The organism is Actinacidiphila yeochonensis CN732, from assembly GCF_000745345.1.
Lineage (GTDB): Bacteria > Actinomycetota > Actinomycetes > Streptomycetales > Streptomycetaceae > Actinacidiphila > Actinacidiphila yeochonensis.
Window position 1 is genome coordinate 4,569,184 of record NZ_JQNR01000005.1, and the last position, 17,904, is coordinate 4,587,087.

Sequence of the window (17,904 nt, forward strand, 5' to 3'; positions counted from 1 at the left end):
CCGCCGGTCGCGCCGGACTTTGGGCCTGGACCGTCCTGGTCGGGAATCGCTTGCTGTTCGGAGGTGCGCGGGGGATATCTTGGGGGCATGGATACGGCGATGGCCGAGTCGTGCGCCCCCCAGCCGTTGGCGGTTCACGCCACCTGTGCCTTCGTGGTCAGCTGCTCATGTCGCCGTCGCGCGGGCCGCTGTACCGCCTGAGCGGCGTTCCGCGGCGTCTGCCGCCGTTGGCGCAGGATACTGATTCGGCGAAACTGAAACCATCGAACTTTAGGCGGGCATCGGCGCGCGCCCCGTACCCGCGGGCCGCTTGCCGCGCCGTCTCAACAGGGGAGAGCCCATGTCCAGGTCCTACACAACCCCGGAAGCCTCCGCCCGTCCGGTCAGCGCCCTCCCGCCGCGCTGCGACCCCGCCGCGCCGAGCGCCACCCGCGTGCTCCTGGGAGCGGGGAGCCCGGTGGTGCGGGCCGGGCTGCGCACCATCTTCCTGGCGGCCGGGGGCATCGAGGTCGTCGCCGAGGTCTGCAAGGGACGGCACGTCCTGCGCAAGGCCGCCGAGGCCCGCCCGGAGGTGGTCGTGCTGGAGGACGGCGGGCTGGACGGCGACGTCGCCGACCTCGTCCGGACGGTGGTCGCGCGCGGCGCCGGCGACGTCGGCATCGTCGTCCTGACCGGCCGCGAGGAGGTCCGGGTGGGGGCACTGCTGCGGGCCGGGGCGAGCGCGCTGGTGAACCGGGACGGCAAGGAGCAGGAACTGCTGGCCGCGGTCGGCGCGGTCGCGGCGGGGCACGCCTACTTCTCGCCGCCGCTCGCCCGCATCGCCCTCGACCTCACCACCCCCTACCTGCCCGCCCAGCCGGGCGACGGACCGGCCGCCGCCGGCGCGCTGCGCGAACTCACCCCCCGGGAACGGGAGATCCTCGACCTCGTGGCCACGGGGATGTCCAACGCGGAGGTGGCAGCGGAGCTGCACCTGAGCGAGAAGACGGTGAAGTTCCACGTCTCCAACGTGCTGGCCAAGCTCCAGGTCCGCAGCCGCACCCAGGCCGTCGTCTACTTCCGCACGCTGCCGGCGGCCGCCTCCTGATCCCGCGCCCTCCGGACGGCGCCCCCACGCCATGGTTGAGTATCCTGGAACCGTCAAACGACAAGGCCGTGAGAGTCGGGTTTCCAGCCGATGGGCCGTGGATCCGGAAGGGGGCGCCGCCCATGCGCACACCGAGCCACCCCAGGGCCGAGGAGATCGAACTGGCCTCGCTCTTCCACGCGTTCAGCGACCCGGTGCGGCTGGCCATCGTGGGACTGGTCGCCACCAGTGAGCTGTCCTGCGGCGCGATGGAGATCCCGCTGTCGAAGTCGACCCTCTCGCACCACCTGAAGATCCTCCGCGAGGCCGGAGTCACCTCCACCCGCATCGAGGGCACGCACCGCTTCATCTCCGTACGGCACGACGACCTGAACGCCCGCTTCCCCGGACTCGTCGACGCGATCCTCGCCCAGCTCCCCCACTCCCCGCTGACCCTGATCGGCGCGAGCGGCTGAGCCGGGCGCGCGGCCGTACGGCGCGTCCGGGGAGCGACGGCGCACGACCGGCGTGCGGACGGGACCTCCGCCGGCACGTTCCCATGAAAGCCCGGGAATCGGGCAGGCGCTCTTCACAACACCGGTGAGGAGGCGTTGAGATGGGGATCACCTTTCGGAAGTCCTTCCCGATCTTTCCCGGGGTGCGGCTGAACATCAACCGGCACTCGTGGTCGATCACCATGGGCCGGCGCGGCGGCCCCCACTACACGCGGTCGTCCACCGGCCGGCGGACCGTCAGCTCGGACCTTCCCGGCCCCTTCGGCTACCGCCGTACCACGCGACACTGACGACCTGTCAGCATGCCTGCCGGTCGGCGTCGTTGGGATGAGCTGACCACCGGGAACGGCGGAGTGCCGGAACAGGTTGCCGCGGGGACAGGGGGTACGCCGGCCCCGGGCGGGGCGTCAGGTCGGCGGCCAGGGGCGGGCCACCGCGCCGAGCCGGTTCCAGGCGTTGATCACGGTGATCGCCCAGACCGGTTCGGCTGGTTCGGCTGGTTCGGCTGGTTCGGCCGGTTCGGCCGGTTCGGCCGGTTCGGCGTCGGTGAGGTGCGCTCTGGCCTCGTCCAGTGCGGAGTCGGAGACCGGCCCGTCGGTGAGCCGGGTGGCGCCTCGGCCGGCGCGACGGCTGCCCGCTCCCGCGCGGTGAGAACGGCGTCTCGGTCCACACCGGCAGCGCGTAGCGGCGCTGCTCGCTCTCGCCGCCGGGCCGGGCCCTCTTGGCATGGGTGTCCACGCGGTAGGCGCGGCCGTCGAGTTGGGAGGCGCGCAGCCGGACCAGCTCCAGCTGTGGCGCCTCCAGGCCGACCTCGCGGGCGGCGGCGTCCAGGGCGTCCACGGCCCGGTTGGTGTTGCGGGGCGGGGAGCCGACGGCCAGCCGGACGGGCGGTACGACACGGACGGCTCACGTCGGGGCCGAGGCCGGGCCGGTGGGCGCGGCGGGTGCGGTGTTCGTGCTCATGGGTCCTCACCCGGAAAGCAGGTGGACCGCGGATAAGATCCGTGTCCATGTCCGCATCGTGGTCCACGTCGAGCGCGGCCGGCGTCGACCTCCACCTGGATCTGCGGCTCGACCTGCCGTCCGGGTCGCGCGGTGGCCGCCGCGCGGCGCTGGAGCAGGCGCTGCGCGACGCCGTCCGCGACGGGCGTCTGGCCCCCGGGGCCCGACTGCCCTCCACCCGCAGGCTTGCCGTCGAGGTGGGCGTCGCCAGGGGCACCGCCAAGGCGGCCTACGACCAGTTGGTGGCCGAGGGGTACCTGGACGCGCGGCAGGGCTCCGGCACCGTCGTCGCCGAACGGGCCGCCGCAGCCCCGGAGCACCCCGCCGGCCCCCGGCGCGAGCCCCGGACGCCCCGTTCGACCTGCGCCCCGGCCGCCCCGACGTGGGCTCGTTCCCGGTGGCGGCCTGGCTGCGGGCCGGGCGCCGGGCGCTGACGGCGGCCCCCTCCACCGCGTACGACTACGGCGACCCGTGCGGCCGGCCCGAACTGCGCACCGCGCTCGCCGAGTACCTGGGCCGCGCCCGCGGGGTGGCCGCGGATCCCTCGCGGATCGTGGTGACCTCCGGCTACGTCCAGGCGCTGGCGCTGCTGGTGCGGGCGGCGGCGCGCACCGTGGCCATGGAGGACCCGGGGCTGCCCTTCCACCGGGAGGTGGTCCGCCGCGCGGGCGGCCGGGTCGTACCGCTGCCCACCGACGCGCACGGTGCCCGTACCGACACGCTCACGCTCGGCCTTGAGGACGCGCCCGGGTCGCTCCGGCCGGACGCGGTGGTGGTCACCTCCGCGCACCAGTACCCGACGGGCGTCACCCTGCACCCGTCGCGGCGGCACGCGCTGACCGCCTGGGCGCGGGAGAGCGGCGGACTGGTCGTCGAGGACGACTACGACGGCGAGTTCCGCTTCGACCGCCAGCCCGTCGGCGCCCTCCAGGGCACCGCGCCGGACCACGTGGTGTACGTCGGCACCGCGTCCAAGACACTCGGCCCCGCGCTGCGGGTGGGCTGGATGGTGCTGCCGCCGCACCTGGTCGCCCCGGTCGCCGAGGAGAAGCTGCACACCGACTTCCACACCGACGCGCTCACCCAGCTCACCCTGGCCGAGCTGATCCGCACCCACGGCTACGACCGCCACGTGCGCGCCGCCCGGCTCCGCTACCGGCGCCGCCGCGACCTGCTGGTGGCCGGCCTCGAACGTGCCTTCGGCACCGGCGGCCCCTACGGCCTGGAGGGCGTCGCGGCCGGCCTGCACGCGCTGGTCACCCTCCCCCCGGGTGAGCTGACCGAGGCCCGCCTCCAGCGCCGCGCCGCCCGCGCGGGCGTGGCCGTCGGCCTGCTGGGCCACCACTGGCACGATCCCGGCCCGCATCACCGCCAGGGCCTGGTCGTCGGCTACGGCACGCCCGGCGAGGGCCGGTACGCGCAGGCGCTGGACGCCCTGCTGCGCGTCCTCACCCAGCCGTGACGGCCCGCGAGGTGCGGTGCCCCCCCACGGGTGCCCTCAGCCTCCCGCCTCGCGGTTGACGACGGTTGCGGAGCGCGCCGGCGTGCCGTCTGCGACCGGCGGCCCCCGCCCCCGCGCGTGGCACACCGCCGTTCGGGTCAGTCGTCTGCCGCGACGAGGAGTGTGATCCGTCCGGCGGAGCGGTCGATGAGCACGAACGCGTGGAGGCCGATGTGCGCCCCTCCCCAGTCGTGGAAGGCGTCGCTCCCCAACCCGCGAAGACGGTGGATCCGGCCGGCTGCCGTCAAGGGCCGGACACCTCCCGCAGCGGATCCGCCTCCAGTGCGACAGGTACCTCCAGGTGGAGGTCCGCCCACCCCCGGACCGGCCCGCTGCGGGGCCCGAACCGGGATGCCGGGACCGACCCGACGGCCGGGCCGGCGCCCACGGCACGGCCGGCCCGAGTGCCGTGGACCCGCGCTCCACGGGCCCGAGCGCAGCCGGCGCGTCCGAGCGCCGCCGTCTCCGCGCCCCCGCCCGCGCCCGTGACCGCCGACACGCACCCGCGCCGTCCCCGGGAGGGTGCCGTGTCGCGGGCACACTGCTGACGTGGAACGGGTGGAATGGAGTGCGCGGGCCGGGGCAGGCACCCGGTACCGGGCACAGGCCGTCGGAAGGGGCACGGTGGCGACCAGTCAGGACACGGCGGAAGAGGCGCGGCGGCGCCCTGCCGGGGTCCGGCACGCCGCGTCCCTGTGGCGCTTCGGCCGCACCTTCGGCCGCGCGCTGGCCGCGTCCTGGGACAAGGACGTCACCGAACGGGCCGCCGCCCTCACCTACTACGCCGTGCTCGCCATCTTCCCGGCGATGCTGATGACCATCTCCCTGCTGAGCATGGCCGGCGGTCCCTCCGAGGCCAGCCTCGCCGACGGGCTCACCGCGCTGATGCCGGCCGAGTCCCGGACGGTGGTGGCCTCCGCGCTCCAGGACATGGCCCGCGACCACTCGGCGACCCTCTCCCTGGCCGTCGGCGGGGGACTGGGCGCGATGTGGTCGGCGTCCAGCTACGCCGCCGTCTTCCGCCGCGCCCTGCACGCCATGTACGGCACGGAGGCCCGGCCGTCGGCCCTGCGCGCGGCCCCGCGGGTCGTGCTCACCTCCGCCACGCTGCTGGTGCTGCTCGTCGCGGGCGCGGTGACCCTCGTGGTCAGCGGCGCCCTCGCGCACCACCTCGGCTCGCTGCTGCACATGAACGGCCCCGTCCTCGCGGCCTGGCACGTGCTGCGCTGGCCACTGCTGCTCGCGGTGGCCGCCGCGCTCGTCCTCGTCCTCTTCCGCAGCGGTCCGCGCGGCACCCGGTCGCTGCGCGCGATGGCGCCCGGCGGGGCGCTCGCCGTCGGCCTGTGGCTGGCCGGCTCGGCCGCCTTCGCCGCCTACACCGGGCGGATGGGCACGTACAACCGGCTCTACGGTCCGCTGGCCGGGACCGCCGTGTTCCTGGTGTGGCTGTGGTTCTCGAACCTGTCGCTGATGATCGGCGCCCACTTCAACGCCGAGCACGCCCGCGGCCGCGCCACCCGCACGGCGCGCGAGAAGCCGTCCGCCGGCCCCGCGCCGTCGGCCCCGCTCCCGGATGCCGACGCGCCGACCCCGGCCGCCCCCGCGGGCCGGGCCGGCCGCGGGGCCGCGCCCGGAGCGGGCGGCCTCCGGCGCCGCTGAGCCGCGGGTGGCCTCGCCGAGCACCCGGCGGGGTCCCGTCCCGCCGCCGGAAGCGTGCCCGGCACCGTGCTGACGGGTGCGAGGATGGCGCCATGCGATCGGAACCCCCGTTCGGGGAGCGGCTGCTGGCCGAGGTGGGAACGCCCCGGCGGGTCCGGCTGCTGGACAGCAGCCCGCGCTCGCACGTCTGGCAGGCGGAGGTGTCCGGTACGCGCGTCGTCGTCAAGCAGCTGGTGGACGCGCCCGAGGCGGACGAGCGCTACGCCCGCGAGACCGCTGGGCTGAGCCTGGCCGGGCGGGCCGAACCCCCCCTGGTTCCGAAGCTGCTGGGCGTCGACCCGGAGCGGCGCCTGCTGGTCCTGGAACACGTCGAACACCGGCGGCCGGGCGAGGACTGGGTGGTCGGGTACGCCACCGCCCTGGCCCGGCTGCACGCGGTGGCCGTCGGCCCTGACAGCGACGCCGCACCCGTCCTGCCGGCCTGGTCCGGCCCGACCGGGGCCGACGCCGACGCCTTCCTGAGGCTCGCGCACGCCCTCGGCGTAGAGGAACCAGGCGGCGTGCGAGGCGAGTTGGACGACCTCGTGGACCGCCTGGGCCGAGGCGGCGGCCGCTCCCTGCTGCACGGGGACCCCTGCCCGGGCAACGACCTGCACACGGCGGAGGGGGTCAGGTTCATCGACTTCGAGCAGGCCGCGCTCGGCGACGGCATCGTCGAACTGGCCTACCTGCGGGTCGGCTTCCCGACCTGCTGGTGCGCCACCCGTCCGCCCCGGCCGCTGCTCGACGCGGCGGAGGCCGCGTACCGGACCGCCTGGCGCGAGGCCACCGGAACCGAGGCCGGAGGCGGTCTCGCCGACGCCTGCGCGGGCTGGCTGCTGCGCGGCGACGCCCTGGTCGAGCGGGCGCTGCGCGGCCGGGCGGACCACTTCGCCCGGGTCGTGGACGGCGACTGGAGGTGGGGCACCGCCACCGCCAGGCAGCGGCTCGTCCACCGGCTGGGCGTCGTCAGCGCCATGGCGGAGGACGCGGCGGCGTTGCGCGCCTTCGGGCAGCTCGCAGCCGCCCTGCGTGAACGCCTGCCGGCGGTCTGGCCACGGACACGGCCGCTGCCCGCGCGGGGGCGGTAGCGGCGCGGAGGTCCATCCAGGCGTTCCGGGACGCGGTAGGCGGTCCGTGCGCGGACCATTGACGCGGTGTGCCCGCGTGGCTAGCGTCGCGAGAGCGTTCTCCACCGCCGTCGGCTGCCCCCACTGTTTCCGGCCAGGCCAGGAGCCCCATGCGTGCCCGTCCGCCGTGCGTCGCCGCCCGCGTCCTGACAACGATGTCCAGCGCATCGTCGCGGGACGCCGCGCGCGTGCGGCCCGACGGACCCGCCACCTCCGCCGCGCCCTCTCCTCCGGAAGCGGCCTCCGACAGCCGGTGCGCGCGAACACCCGCCCCCTGACGAAGGGTTGCCCCCCATGGCCCGTCAATGGCGCTCCGCCGTGCTCTGCGTCCTCGCCCTCCTCGCCGCGCTGCTGGCCGCCGTGCCCACCGTCGCCCGAGCGGCCGGGCCCACCGCGATCACGCTGGACGGGACGAAGGGCGGGCGGACCTTCGACGGCATCGGCGCGATCAGCGGCGGAGGCGGCAACTCCCGTCTGCTCAGCGACTATCCGGCCGCGCAGCGCTCGCAGATCCTGGACTACCTCTTCAAGCCCGGCTACGGCGCCGACCTGCAACTGCTCAAGCTGGAGATCGGCGGTGACGCCAACTCCACCGACGGGTCCGAGCCGTCGATCGAGCACACCAAGGGCCAGATCAACTGCGACGCCGGCTACGAGTTCCAGCTCGCCGAACAGGCCCGCGCGCGCAACCCCGCGATCAAGCTCTACGGGCTGGCCTGGGCCGCGCCCGGCTGGATCAGCGGCGGCTTCTGGTCCACCGACACCATCGACTACCTGATCTCCTGGCTCGGTTGCGCCAAGCAGCACGGCCTGGACATCAGCTACCTCGGCGGCTGGAACGAGCGCGGCCACGACGCCGGCTGGTACGTCCAGCTGCGCTCCGCGCTCGACGCCGCCGGATACGGGTCCGTGCGGATCGTCGCCGACGACAGCGGCTGGAGCGTCGCCGACGACATGGCCGCCGACCCCGCCTTCGACGACGCCGTCTCCGTCATCGGCGCCCACTACCCGTGCGAGGGCGGCGACGGCGGCAGCGCCGACACCTGCTCCAGCACCGACACCGCCAAGAACAACGGCAAGCCGCTGTGGGCCTCGGAGAACGGCTCGCAGGACATGGACTCCGGCGCGCCCGCCCTGGTCCGCTCCATCGTCCGCGGCTACGTGGACGCGAGGATGACCGCCTACCTCAACTGGCCCCTGGTGGCGGCGATCTACCCCAACCTGCCGTACGCGACCGTCGGGTTGGCGACCGCCGGCTCGCCCTGGTCCGGCCACTACAGCGTCGGCGAGGACACCTGGGCCACCGCGCAGTTCACCCAGTTCGCCCAGCCGGGCTGGACGTTCGTCGACTCCGCCTCCGGCTACCTCGGCGGCGCCGAGTCCAACGGCTCCTACGTCAGCCTGAAGTCGCCGAACGGAACCGACTGGTCCACCGTCCTGGAGACGACCACCGCCACCGCCGCGCAGACGGCGACCCTCCACGTGCAGGGCGGCCTGTCCGCCGGCACCGTCCACGTGTGGGCCACCGACGTCGACAACCCCAGCGCCGCGACCGACCTCGCGCACACCCAGGACCTCACCCCCTCCGGCGGCACCTACACGCTGACGCTCCAGCCGGGCTACGTCTACACCGTCACCACCACGACCGGCCAGGGCAAGGGCACCGCCGCGGCGCCCGCCGACCACGCGCTCGCGCTGCCCTACTCCGACGGCTACGACGCCGACGCCACCGGCACCGAGGCCCGCTACCTGTCCGACATGCAGGGCTCGTTCGAGGTCCGGCCGTGCGCCGCGGGCCGCTCCGGGCAGTGCGTGCAGCAGGTGACACCGGTCAAGCCGATCGAGTGGCAGGACGACTCCGACGCCTTCACCCTCGGCGGCGACCCCACCTGGTCGGACTACACGGTGAAGACCGACGTCGACCTCCAGCAGGCCGGCACCGTCGACCTCCTGGGCCGTGCGAACACCCAAGCGCGGCCGCAGAGCCACCAGGCCGGGTACGAGCTGCGGATCGCCGACACCGGCTCCTGGTCCATCGTCCGCGGCTCCACCTCGGGCACCCTGACCACCCTCGCCTCCGGCAGCCACGCCGCGCTCGGCCTGAACACCTGGCACACCCTCGGGCTCGGCTTCTCCGGAGACCGGATCACCGCCACCCTGGACGGCGCCACCCTCGGCACCGCCACCGACAGCGCCTACCACACCGGCCAGATCGGCTTCGGCACCGCCGGCTACCAGACCGACCAGTTCGACAACCTGTCCGTCACCGCCAACCCGCCCGGTGACATCGGCGGCGTCCTCAAGGGCCGCCAGTCCGGCCTGTGCGCCGACGTCACCGCCGCCGGGCACGGCGACGGCACCCCCGTCGCGCTGTGGGACTGCGACGGCGCGGCCAACCAGCACTGGACAGCCACCCCGGCCGGCCAGCTCACCGTCTACAGCGACAGCACCTGCCTGGCCCCGGCCGGCGGCGGCACCGCCGACGGCACGGCCGTACAGATCCACGCCTGCGACGGGAGCACCGCGCAGAAGTGGACGGTGAAGGCCGACGGCAGCGTCGTCAACGCCGCCTCCGGCAGCTGCCTGGACGCCACCGGCCAGGCCACCGCCCCCGGCACGGCCCTGGAGCTGTGGGGGTGCAACGGCGGACCCAACCAGCTGTGGGACCGCGGTGACACCAGCGGGCCGCTGCGCGGGCAGGACTCCGGGCGCTGCGTCGACGTCCCGGCCCTCAGCCAGGACGACGGCACCCGGCCCGCGCTGTGGGACTGCAACGGCGGCGGCAACCAGGTGTGGACCTCCACCGCCGGCAACCAGCTGACCGTCTACGGCACCAAGTGCCTGGGCACGGTCGGCGGCGCCACCGCCGACGGGACCGCTGTGGAGATCCGCGCCTGCACCGGAGCCGCCACGCAGGCGTGGCGGGTCCGCTCCGACGGCACCGTCGTGAACGTCGGCTCCGGCACCTGCCTGGACGTCACCGGCGGCGGCACCGCCGACAGCGCCCCGCTGGAGATCTGGACCTGCCACGACGCCGGCAACCAGAAGTGGGCCCGCGCCTGACCCGGGTTCCGTCAACCCGCCGCGCCCCCGCGGCCCCCTCTCGCGCGGGTCGCGGTGGGAGGTCCGGGGAGCGCCGGCCGGGTCCGGCGGGCGCCCCGGGCGGCCGGCGGCTCCTCTCCTGGGGTGAACGACGGTTGTGCCTGGCCCGTCCGGGCGGCGCGGGCCGATAGGAAGGAGAGCGGCAGGTCGGACCGGGCAGAGGAAGAGGGCTGGGGCATGGACGCGGACAAGGGGCGGCGCCCCCGCCGGACACCCAGGCCCCGCCGGGAGTCCGGCGAACGAGTCGACCGGCTCTACCGCACCCTGCTGCGGCGTCAGAAGAGCGCGCTGTCGCCGCAGGACGTGGCGGTCGCGGACCTGCCGAAGGTGCGCATCGCCGTCGGCGCCGCCGCGCTCGGCAACACCATGGAGTGGTTCGACTTCGGCGTCTACGCCTACCTGGCCGGCACCCTCGGGAAGGTCTTCTTCCCGTCCGGCTCCTCGGGCACCCAGGTCGTGTCGACGTTCGCCACCTTCGCCGCCGCGTTCCTGGTGCGGCCGCTCGGCGGGTTCGTGTTCGGGCCGCTCGGCGACCGGATCGGGCGGCAGAAGGTGCTGGCCATCACGATGATCATGATGGCGGCCGGCACCCTCGCGGTCGGCGTACTGCCCAGCTACCACACCGCCGGGTTCGCGGCGCCGGTCCTGCTGCTGGTGTGCCGCCTGGTCCAGGGGTTCTCCACCGGCGGCGAGTACGCCGGCGCCACCACGTACATCGCGGAGTTCGCGCCCGACCGGCGGCGTGGCTTCCTCGGCAGCTGGCTCGACTTCGGCACGTTCGTCGGGTACTCGTTCGGCTCCGGCCTGGTCACCGTCCTCACCGCGACCCTCGGCAGCGGCCGGCTGGAGGACTGGGGCTGGCGCATCCCGTTCCTGGTCGCCGGCCCGCTGGGCGTGATCGGCCTGTACATGCGGCTGAAGCTGGAGGACACACCCGCCTTCAAGGAGGAGGCCGAGGCCGCGCAGGCCGCCTCCGAGAAGGAGGCGGAGGGCGCGCCCGTGGAGGAGGCCCGGCAGTCCGGCCACGGGCGGCTGCGCGACATCTTCGCCCACCACTGGCAGGCCATGCTCATCTGCATGGGCCTGGTCCTGCTCTACAACGTCACCAACTACATGGTGACCTCCTACCTGCCCACCTACATGACGTCCACCCTGCACCAGGACGACACCACCGCGCAGCTGCTGGTGCTGGGCACGATGCTGCTCGTGGTCCTCACCATCACCCTGGTGGGCCACAGCTCGGACCGGTGGGGCCGCAGACCGGTGTTCATGGTCGGCAGCGTCGCGCTGGTGGCCCTGTCCGTTCCGGCGTTCCTGCTGATCCAGCAGGGCGGCATCGCGCTGCCCGCGGTCGGCTGCGCCATCCTCGGCCTGCTCCTCGTCACCTACGCGGGTACGTCGGCGGCGACGCTGCCGGCGCTGTTCCCGACCCGCATCCGCTACGGCGCGCTGTCCATCGCGTTCAACATCTCCGTGTCGCTGTTCGGCGGCACCACCCCGCTCGTCACCTCGGCGCTGGTGGCGGCCACCGGCGACAAGATGGTCCCGGCGTACTACCTGATGGTGGCCGGCGTGGTCGGGCTCGTCTCCACCTTCTTCCTGTGGGAGACGGCCGGACTGCCGCTGAGAGGGTCCCGGGCGATGGTCGAGACGCCCGGACAGGCCCACCGGCTGGTGGCCCGCAGCCGCACGGCGGCCGGTCGGCAGGCGCGTGACGTGTGGCTGCGCATCCGCGGCCGCGGCGGACACCACGACGAGTAGGGCGCCGGCCGCCGCGGGACGGAGGCGGTCTGACGGGCCGCCGGCGAAGGAGGGCGTCCGCCGCCTCTGGGAGACCCCTACGGCGGGGGCTGCTTGTACGACCGCACCGCCTCGGTGGTGGCCGCCATCGCCTCCGTCGTCTGGTCGTAGGTGCGCTGGGCCACCGCGACGTAGAGCAGGTCGAGCACGGCCATCTGGGCGTGCCGGCTGAGGATGCTGGCGTGCCCGGGCGCGTCGGTGGGCACCGCCGTGGTGAGCAGCAGGTCGACGCGGCGGGCCAGCGGCGAGCGCGGGTCGTTGGTGAGGCCGACGGTGGTGGCCCCGCGCCCGGCGGCCTCACCGGCCAGGTCCACCACCTCGCGGGTGCTGCCGCTGTGCGAGATGGCGACCATGACGTCCAGCGGGCCGAGCAGCGCGGCGCCGGTGAGGGCCACCTGGGTGTCGCTCCAGGACCACACGGGAACGCCGATCCGGAAGACCCGGTGCTGGAACTCCGCGCCCATCCCCGCGCTGCCGCCGGTGCCGCAGATCTCCACCCGGCGGGCTCCGGCGATCGCGGACGCGGCCCGTTCGACGGCCGGCAGGTCCAGCCGGGCCAGGGTGTCGCCGACGGTGTGCCGCACGGCGGCCGAGATCGCGTCGGCGACCTGGGCGAGCTCGTCGTCCTCGGAGATCTGCCGGCCGATGTTGGCCTGCCACGTCTCACGCCCGGAGCGTCCGGTGTCGGAGGCCAGCGCGATCCGCAGCGACGCGTAGCCGGGCAGCCCGAGGGAGCGGCAGAAGCGGGTGACGCTGCCCGTGGAGACGCCGCAGGCGTCGGCGAAGTCGAGGATGGTCATCCGGGCCGCGGCCGCCGGGTCGTCCAGGATCAGCGCGGCGGCGGCCCGCTGTGCCTCGGGCAGCCCCGGCAGGAGGGCGCGGATGCGCTCGACGACGCCGTCGTCGGCGAGCTCGAAACCTGGACGCATGGGGCGAACCTCCCGGGAGGCGTGAACAATTATTCTTCATTTCATGGTGATGCTGTGTCAATTCCCTTGCCTGAACGCTGTCTGACCTCTTGACGGCAACCGGAAGCAGCGTCCAGAGTCCTCCGCCAGTGGAGAATAATTTTTCTTCGACTGGGAGCCCCGCCATGACATCCCCTGACGCCGCCGGCCGCACCACCACGCCGCGCGCCCGCACCCTGCCGAGATCGCTGGCCGCCGGAGCGGCCTGCCTCGTGCTGACGTCCGCCGTCCTCGCCGGTACCGGCGCCGCCGCCGTGGCCGCCACGACGGGCACCGCCGCAGCCACCACGGCCGCCGCCGCGCCCGCCGCGATCCCCGCGCTCGACGCCTGGACGCCCGCGCGCGGTTCGCTGCGCCTCGGCCCGACCACGCGGATCGCCACCGACGCCGCCGACCGCGCCACCGCGGCCACCCTCGCCGGGGACCTGCTGCAGGCCCGCGGCTGGCACGTGCCCGTCGTCAACGGCCCCGCCCGGCCCGGCGACATCGTGCTGCGCGCCGACGCCGGGAAGACCGCCCTCGGCGCGGAGGGGTACACCCTCAGCATCGGCTCGCAGGCACTGATCACCGGCCGCACCGACGACGGCGTCTTCTACGGCACCCGCACCCTCCTGCAGATGCTCACCGCCGGAACCACCCTGCCGGCCGGCAGCACCACGGACGTGCCCAGCGCCAAGGAGCGGGCCGTCGGCGTCTGCGCCTGCTACACGTACAACACCGACGCCTGGTTCGACCGCCTCATCAAGGACATGGCGTACCTCAAGCTCAACACCCTGCACGTCGAGCTGAAGGTGAAGAGCACCGAGTACCCGGGCGTCAACACCTTCTCGTACTACACCCCGGCCGAGGCCAGGTCCCTCGTGGCGCTGGCGGCGAAGTACCACGTCACGGTGATCCCGGAGATCAACTCGCCCGGCCACACGGACCCGTACATCGCCGACTACCCCGACCTCCAGCTCACCGACAAGAACGGCACGAAGGACCCGACGCGGCTGGACGTCACCAACCCCGACGCGTTCACCTTCTACACCCACCTGGTCGACGCCGACCTCAAGCTCTTCCCCGGCCCCTACTTCCACATGGGCGCCGACGAGTACATGGTCAACTCGGCCTACTCCAACTTCCCCCAGCTGCTCGCCTACGCACAGGCGAAGTTCGGGCCGAACGCCACCGCGCAGGACGCCTACGTCGACTTCGTCAACCGCGTCGACGACTACGTCCGCTCCAAGGGCCGCACCCTGCGGATCTGGAACGACGGCCTGACCGGCGCCAACACCGTGCCGCTCAACAAGGACATCGTCATCGAGCACTGGCTGCCCGAGCAGGAGACCACCCAGCAGCTCCTGGACTCCGGCTACCAGGTGATGAACGCCAGCGACTCCTGGTACTACGTGCGCGGCGGCTACCAGCCCCCGGCCAAGAGCCTGTACGAGTCCGACTGGAACCAGCTCGACTTCGCCGACCAGACCGTCACCGACCCCGACGGCCGCGTCACCGGCGCCGAGTACATGGTCTGGCCGGACAACTACGGCAAGGAGAACGAGAACACCACCCAGACCCAGATGTTCGACTCCCTGCGCGTCTTCGCCCAGGAGGTGTGGGGCAGCCCCCGGCCCACCGCCGACTACGCCGGCTTCACCGCCATCGCGAGCGCCCTCGGCCACGCCCCGGCTACGGCCCCGACTGGGTGCAGCCGCTGGCCGCCGGCACCTACAAGCTGACCGACGCCGGCCGCGCCCTCGGCTCCGCCGCCACCCCGGGCACCGCGCTGGCCACCGGCTCCACCGCCGGCAGCTGGAGCCTGGCGCCGACCAGCGACGGCTACTACACCCTCACCGACACCGCCACCGGGCTGTGCGCCGACGTCAAGCACGGCACCACCAACGGCATGGGCGTCGTCGAGCAGGAGGGCGCCGGCGCCACGGCCGAGACCTGCGCCCCCACCGAGAGCCAGAAGTGGCAGCTGGAGCCGGTCCCCGGCGGCTACCGGATCGTCGACGCCATCACCCAGCAGGCGCTCCAGGCGCCGGCCGCCGGAGGCCCCGTCGTCCAGCAGCCCCGCGACGCCGCGCGCGGCTACGTGTGGCGCTTCACCACCATTGGAGGCAAGAAGTGATCAGCCGCCGGAACCTGTTGCGCACCGGGACCGCCGCCGCCGTGGCGGCCGGCAGCGGGCTGAGCGCCGCCACGGCCGCCCAGGCCGCGCCCGCCGGCGGCGCGGACGCCGTATCGCCCGCCGGCTCCGGCCCGATCCGGCCCGCCTCCGTCATGCCGGTCGAGGCCGGTGACACGGCGGAGCAGATCCTCGCCAAGGCCGCCGCCATCGTCCCGCGGGCACCCCAGGTGGCCTGGCAGCAGCGGGAGGTGACCGGCTTCACCCACTTCGGGATGAACACCTTCACCGACCGCGAGTGGGGCTCCGGCTGCGAGGACGAGGCGTGGTTCGACCCGGCGGACGCGGACGTCGACCAGTGGATGCGCGCCTACAAGGCGGCGGGCATGAAGCAGGTGATGCTCACCGCCAAGCACCACGACGGCTTCGTGGTCTACCCCACCCGCTACTCCAACCACTCCGTCATAGCCAGCCCCTGGTGGTACCGCGGCGGCACCCCCGACGCCGAGGCCACCCGTGCCCGCGCCCGGGCCGAGGCCGCCCGCGGCACCGACCCGTCGGCCTACTGGCGCATCCGCCAGGCCGGCGACACCAACCCGCACGGCGACATCCTCGGCAGCTACCTGAGCGCCGCCCGCCGGGCCGGCCTGCGGGTCGGGGTGTACCTCTCGCCCGCCGACGGCTCCGAACTCCCGCACGCCTGGCACCAGACGTTCGTCCAGCAGATCGTCGCCAAGCACGACGCCGGCCACTCCCTCAGCATCGAGGAGCAGTCGACCTACGACGACCGCGACCGCACTCCGGCCGGCATGGGCCGCTACGGCAGCGGCAGCGCCGTCACCACCCGCACCATCCCCACCCTGGTCGAGGGCGACGACCGCGCGCAGGCACTGGCCGCCGGCCGGCTGCCGAAGTTCACGGTCTCCTGCGACGACTACAACGCCTACTACCTCAACCAGCTCTACGAGCTGTTCACCCAGTACGGCCCGATCGACGAGCTGTGGCTGGACGGCGCCAACCCGTGGACGTCCAGCGGCGTCACCGAGACGTACGACTTCACCACCTGGTTCAAGCTGATCCACGCGCTCTCCCCGGACACCGTCACCTTCGCCGGACCGCAGGGCACCCGCTGGGTCGGCAACGAGGACGGGGCCGCCCGCACCACCGAGTGGAGCGTCACCCCCGCCACCGCCGACCCCGCCACCGCCCACGGCGAGGGCCTGCTGCCCAACGGCGCCCAGGTCGACGACATCGGCTCGGACGCGGCACTCACCGCGCCCGGCGTCCGCTTCCTCCAGTGGTTCCCCGCCGAGGCGGATGTCTCCATCCGCCCCGGCTGGTTCTGGCATGCCGACGAACAGCCCAAGACCGCGGCGCAGTTGACCCAGATCTACCGCGACACGGTCGGCCGCAACGCGGTGATGCTGCTCAACGTCCCGCCGGACAAGGCGGGCCGCGTGGACGACGCCGACGTCGCCGCGCTGACCGCCTTCGGCAGCGCCGTCGAGGCGACCTACGGGCACGACCTGCTGGTCCGGGCCAGGCCCGCGGCGCTGGCCCGCACCCTCACCGACGGGCGGCTGGAGACCTCCTGGTCCCCGTCGCGCGGCGCCACCACCGGCACGGTGGAGCTGGAACTCGCCTCCGGCACCGTCTTCGACCAGGTGCGGCTCGGGGAGGACATCCGCACCGGCCAGCACGTGCAGGCGTTCACCGTCTCGGTGTTCGACGGCACCGCCTGGACCACCGTCGCCGAGGGCAGCACCATCGGCTACGCGCGCGTCCTCCAGGTGGCCCCGCCGGTCGGCGCCAGCCGGCTGCGGGTGGCCGTCACCCGCTCCCGCGGCCCGTTCCGACTGGCCACGCTGGGCCTGTACCGGACGGCGCCGACCGCCGGCTGAGCGAGGCGCGGGAGGGGAGGGGCCGCGCCGGCGGGCGCGGCCCTCCCCTCCCGGCGTCCCCGAGCCCGGCCCGCGGGCTTCCGACGGCCGGGCCGGCCGGGGCGCCTCACGCACACGCCCGGGCGCGTTTTGCCGCCCGGCCGGGCGTGTGCGGCGGCCGGCGGGCACGGGGAGCGGCGGCCCCGCCGCACGCCCCTTGGCCGGGCGCGGCGGGCCGCCGCACCGCCTCTCCCGCGCTTCCGCACGCCGGGCCGCGGAGTGTGAGCGCCCCGCGTGGCGCGGGGCATGTTCCAGCGCGAGGCCGGGAGGGTCCCGGCGGGCCGGGAGGGGACATGACGCCGGAGCACGCTGACGTCGTCGGGGTCGGGGTCGGGGTCGGGGTCGGGGTCGGGGTCGGGGTCGGGGTCGGGGTTGCGTTTGCGGTCGGGGTCGGGGGAGGGGCATGGGCGATCGGCCCGGCCGCTGCGCGGTGGGCCGCGCGGCGGGGCCGCTCCGCGGTGGTCGCCGAGCGCCACCGGTTCGGCCACGGGCCGGGCGGCTCCGGCGAACCGGAACGGCCCTTTCCCCTGGGGGCGTTGACCCGGCGCCTTCCGGACGCCGAGCCGTTGGTGCCGCGGGCGGGCGGCCGGGCGTCCACGTTCGTGCCCGCGTCCGGGCGCGGGTGCGCCGACCCCGAACTGGACGGAGCGGCCGGGCCGGCAGGTGCCCACGACCCGGCACCGGCGCTGTGACGCCGCCGGCCGGGCCGGGCAGGCCCGCGGAACCGGTGTGGAGACGCGCCGGGAGCGGCGGTCCGCCCCGTACGGCGGGCGGGGCGGGCGGCGCGGGCGCCGGCAGGGCGGAGGTCAGGAGCATCGCCGCGGCCGGCGGCGTCACCGTCCACGTGGCGACCGCGGCGGGCGGCCCGGGCCGCCCGCCGCCGGCCAACGGCGGGCTGCGGGTGCTGCCAGGCCGCGGCGGCACCGCGGACGGCGTGCTCGGCCCGCGGCGGCTCAGCGCCCGGCTGGCCACCGAGACCCTGGTCGGACACCAGGTCCACCACACCGGGTTCTGGGGCGCGAAGATCGTCGTGTCCGGAGCCCCCACCGTCGACGCCACCCTCCTGCGG

15 protein-coding genes are annotated in these 17,904 nt (G+C 74.7%); 12 read left to right on the top strand and 3 right to left on the bottom strand.

Annotated elements, in window-relative coordinates; genetic code table 11:
* The first annotated feature begins 340 nt into the window (after nt 1–340).
* The 3 genes from BS72_RS37585 (at nt 341) to BS72_RS30570 (ending at nt 1,871) form a co-directional block, all read left to right on the top strand.
* Entirely contained in the window at nt 341–1,087 is a 747-nt protein-coding gene (locus BS72_RS37585) for a response regulator transcription factor (protein WP_051951854.1), read from the top strand.
* A gap of 122 nt (nt 1,088–1,209) precedes the next feature.
* Nucleotides 1,210–1,542: an ArsR/SmtB family transcription factor gene (locus BS72_RS30565; protein WP_037915122.1), complete on the top strand. Its 333-nt coding sequence runs from the start codon at nt 1,210–1,212 to the stop codon at nt 1,540–1,542.
* A 140-nt stretch (nt 1,543–1,682) separates the two neighbouring features.
* Nucleotides 1,683–1,871: a DUF4236 domain-containing protein gene (locus BS72_RS30570; RefSeq protein WP_037915125.1), complete on the top strand. Its 189-nt coding sequence runs from the start codon at nt 1,683–1,685 to the stop codon at nt 1,869–1,871.
* Between the two features lie 7 nt (nt 1,872–1,878).
* Here BS72_RS30570 and BS72_RS34925 read toward each other — a convergent pair whose 3' ends face one another.
* Nucleotides 1,879–2,421 (bottom strand): carboxymuconolactone decarboxylase family protein, encoded by a 543-nt coding sequence (locus BS72_RS34925; RefSeq protein WP_232792582.1) that lies wholly within the window; start codon nt 2,419–2,421, stop codon nt 1,879–1,881.
* A gap of 170 nt (nt 2,422–2,591) precedes the next feature.
* Here BS72_RS34925 and BS72_RS38985 point away from each other — a divergent pair, with 170 nt between their 5' ends.
* Nucleotides 2,592–3,017 carry a GntR family transcriptional regulator gene (locus tag BS72_RS38985; RefSeq protein ID WP_232792583.1) on the top strand — a complete coding sequence of 142 codons (426 nt, stop codon included), beginning with the start codon at nt 2,592–2,594 and terminating at the stop codon, nt 3,015–3,017.
* Nucleotides 2,966–4,045 carry an aminotransferase-like domain-containing protein gene (locus tag BS72_RS30575; protein WP_232792584.1) on the top strand — a complete coding sequence of 360 codons (1,080 nt, stop codon included), beginning with the start codon at nt 2,966–2,968 and terminating at the stop codon, nt 4,043–4,045. Before BS72_RS38985 ends, BS72_RS30575 begins: the two co-directional genes overlap by 52 nt.
* A 137-nt stretch (nt 4,046–4,182) precedes the next feature.
* Here the strand turns inward: BS72_RS30575 and BS72_RS36885 are convergent, their stop codons facing one another.
* Nucleotides 4,183–4,332 carry a hypothetical protein gene (locus tag BS72_RS36885; protein WP_157856365.1) on the bottom strand — a complete coding sequence of 50 codons (150 nt, stop codon included), beginning with the start codon at nt 4,330–4,332 and terminating at the stop codon, nt 4,183–4,185.
* A 376-nt stretch (nt 4,333–4,708) separates the two neighbouring features.
* Between BS72_RS36885 and BS72_RS30585 the strand changes: the two genes are divergently transcribed.
* The 4 genes from BS72_RS30585 to BS72_RS30600 all read left to right on the top strand — a co-directional run bounded on the left by BS72_RS30585 (nt 4,709) and on the right by BS72_RS30600 (nt 11,775).
* Nucleotides 4,709–5,743, top strand: coding sequence for a YihY/virulence factor BrkB family protein (locus BS72_RS30585; protein ID WP_051951855.1), 1,035 nt, complete (start codon nt 4,709–4,711; stop codon nt 5,741–5,743).
* Nucleotides 5,744–5,835: 92 nt separating this feature from the next.
* Nucleotides 5,836–6,873, top strand: coding sequence for an aminoglycoside phosphotransferase family protein (locus BS72_RS30590; protein ID WP_037915128.1), 1,038 nt, complete (start codon nt 5,836–5,838; stop codon nt 6,871–6,873).
* A gap of 333 nt (nt 6,874–7,206) precedes the next feature.
* The gene (locus tag BS72_RS39370) at nt 7,207–9,975 is read left to right on the top strand and encodes a ricin-type beta-trefoil lectin domain protein (RefSeq protein WP_051951856.1); all 2,769 of its coding nucleotides are present in this window, start codon (nt 7,207–7,209) and stop codon (nt 9,973–9,975) included.
* Between the two features lie 216 nt (nt 9,976–10,191).
* Entirely contained in the window at nt 10,192–11,775 is a 1,584-nt protein-coding gene (locus BS72_RS30600; protein ID WP_078901763.1) for an MFS transporter, read from the top strand.
* 77 nt (nt 11,776–11,852) lie between these two features.
* On the opposite strand, the gene BS72_RS30605 is transcribed toward BS72_RS30600, so the two are convergent.
* Complete coding sequence (locus tag BS72_RS30605; protein ID WP_051951857.1) at nt 11,853–12,743, bottom strand: MurR/RpiR family transcriptional regulator; 891 nt, start codon at nt 12,741–12,743, stop codon at nt 11,853–11,855.
* Between the two features lie 164 nt (nt 12,744–12,907).
* Here BS72_RS30605 and BS72_RS30610 point away from each other — a divergent pair, with 164 nt between their 5' ends.
* Genes BS72_RS30610 through BS72_RS30615 form a run of 3 tightly spaced genes read left to right on the top strand, consistent with a single transcriptional unit; the run spans nt 12,908 to nt 16,796 of the window.
* Nucleotides 12,908–14,503: a beta-N-acetylhexosaminidase gene (locus BS72_RS30610; protein WP_051951858.1), complete on the top strand. Its 1,596-nt coding sequence runs from the start codon at nt 12,908–12,910 to the stop codon at nt 14,501–14,503.
* On the top strand, nt 14,470–14,898 hold the full coding sequence (locus tag BS72_RS34930) for an RICIN domain-containing protein (RefSeq protein WP_051951859.1): 429 nt from the start codon (nt 14,470–14,472) through the stop codon (nt 14,896–14,898). Before BS72_RS30610 ends, BS72_RS34930 begins: the two co-directional genes overlap by 34 nt.
* On the top strand, nt 14,898–16,796 hold the full coding sequence (locus BS72_RS30615; RefSeq protein WP_407639067.1) for an alpha-L-fucosidase: 1,899 nt from the start codon (nt 14,898–14,900) through the stop codon (nt 16,794–16,796). The genes BS72_RS34930 and BS72_RS30615 overlap by 1 nt, the downstream gene beginning before the upstream one ends.
* Nucleotides 16,797–17,904 lie beyond the last annotated feature (1,108 nt).

Excerpts from the sequence above, each read along its gene's own strand:
- BS72_RS39370 (WP_051951856.1), top strand. The coding sequence starts at position 7,207 with ATGGCCCGTCAATGGCGCTCCGCCGTGCTCTGCGTCCTCGCCCTCCTC.
- BS72_RS30600 (WP_078901763.1), top strand. The coding sequence starts at position 10,192 with ATGGACGCGGACAAGGGGCGGCGCCCCCGCCGGACACCCAGGCCCCGC.
- BS72_RS37585 (WP_051951854.1), top strand. The coding sequence starts at position 341 with ATGTCCAGGTCCTACACAACCCCGGAAGCCTCCGCCCGTCCGGTCAGC.
- BS72_RS30610 (WP_051951858.1), top strand. The coding sequence starts at position 12,908 with ATGACATCCCCTGACGCCGCCGGCCGCACCACCACGCCGCGCGCCCGC.
- BS72_RS30605 (WP_051951857.1), bottom strand. The coding sequence starts at position 12,743 with ATGCGTCCAGGTTTCGAGCTCGCCGACGACGGCGTCGTCGAGCGCATC.
- BS72_RS30570 (WP_037915125.1), top strand. The coding sequence starts at position 1,683 with ATGGGGATCACCTTTCGGAAGTCCTTCCCGATCTTTCCCGGGGTGCGG.
- BS72_RS30590 (WP_037915128.1), top strand. The coding sequence starts at position 5,836 with ATGCGATCGGAACCCCCGTTCGGGGAGCGGCTGCTGGCCGAGGTGGGA.
- BS72_RS30565 (WP_037915122.1), top strand. The coding sequence starts at position 1,210 with ATGCGCACACCGAGCCACCCCAGGGCCGAGGAGATCGAACTGGCCTCG.
- BS72_RS38985 (WP_232792583.1), top strand. The coding sequence starts at position 2,592 with ATGTCCGCATCGTGGTCCACGTCGAGCGCGGCCGGCGTCGACCTCCAC.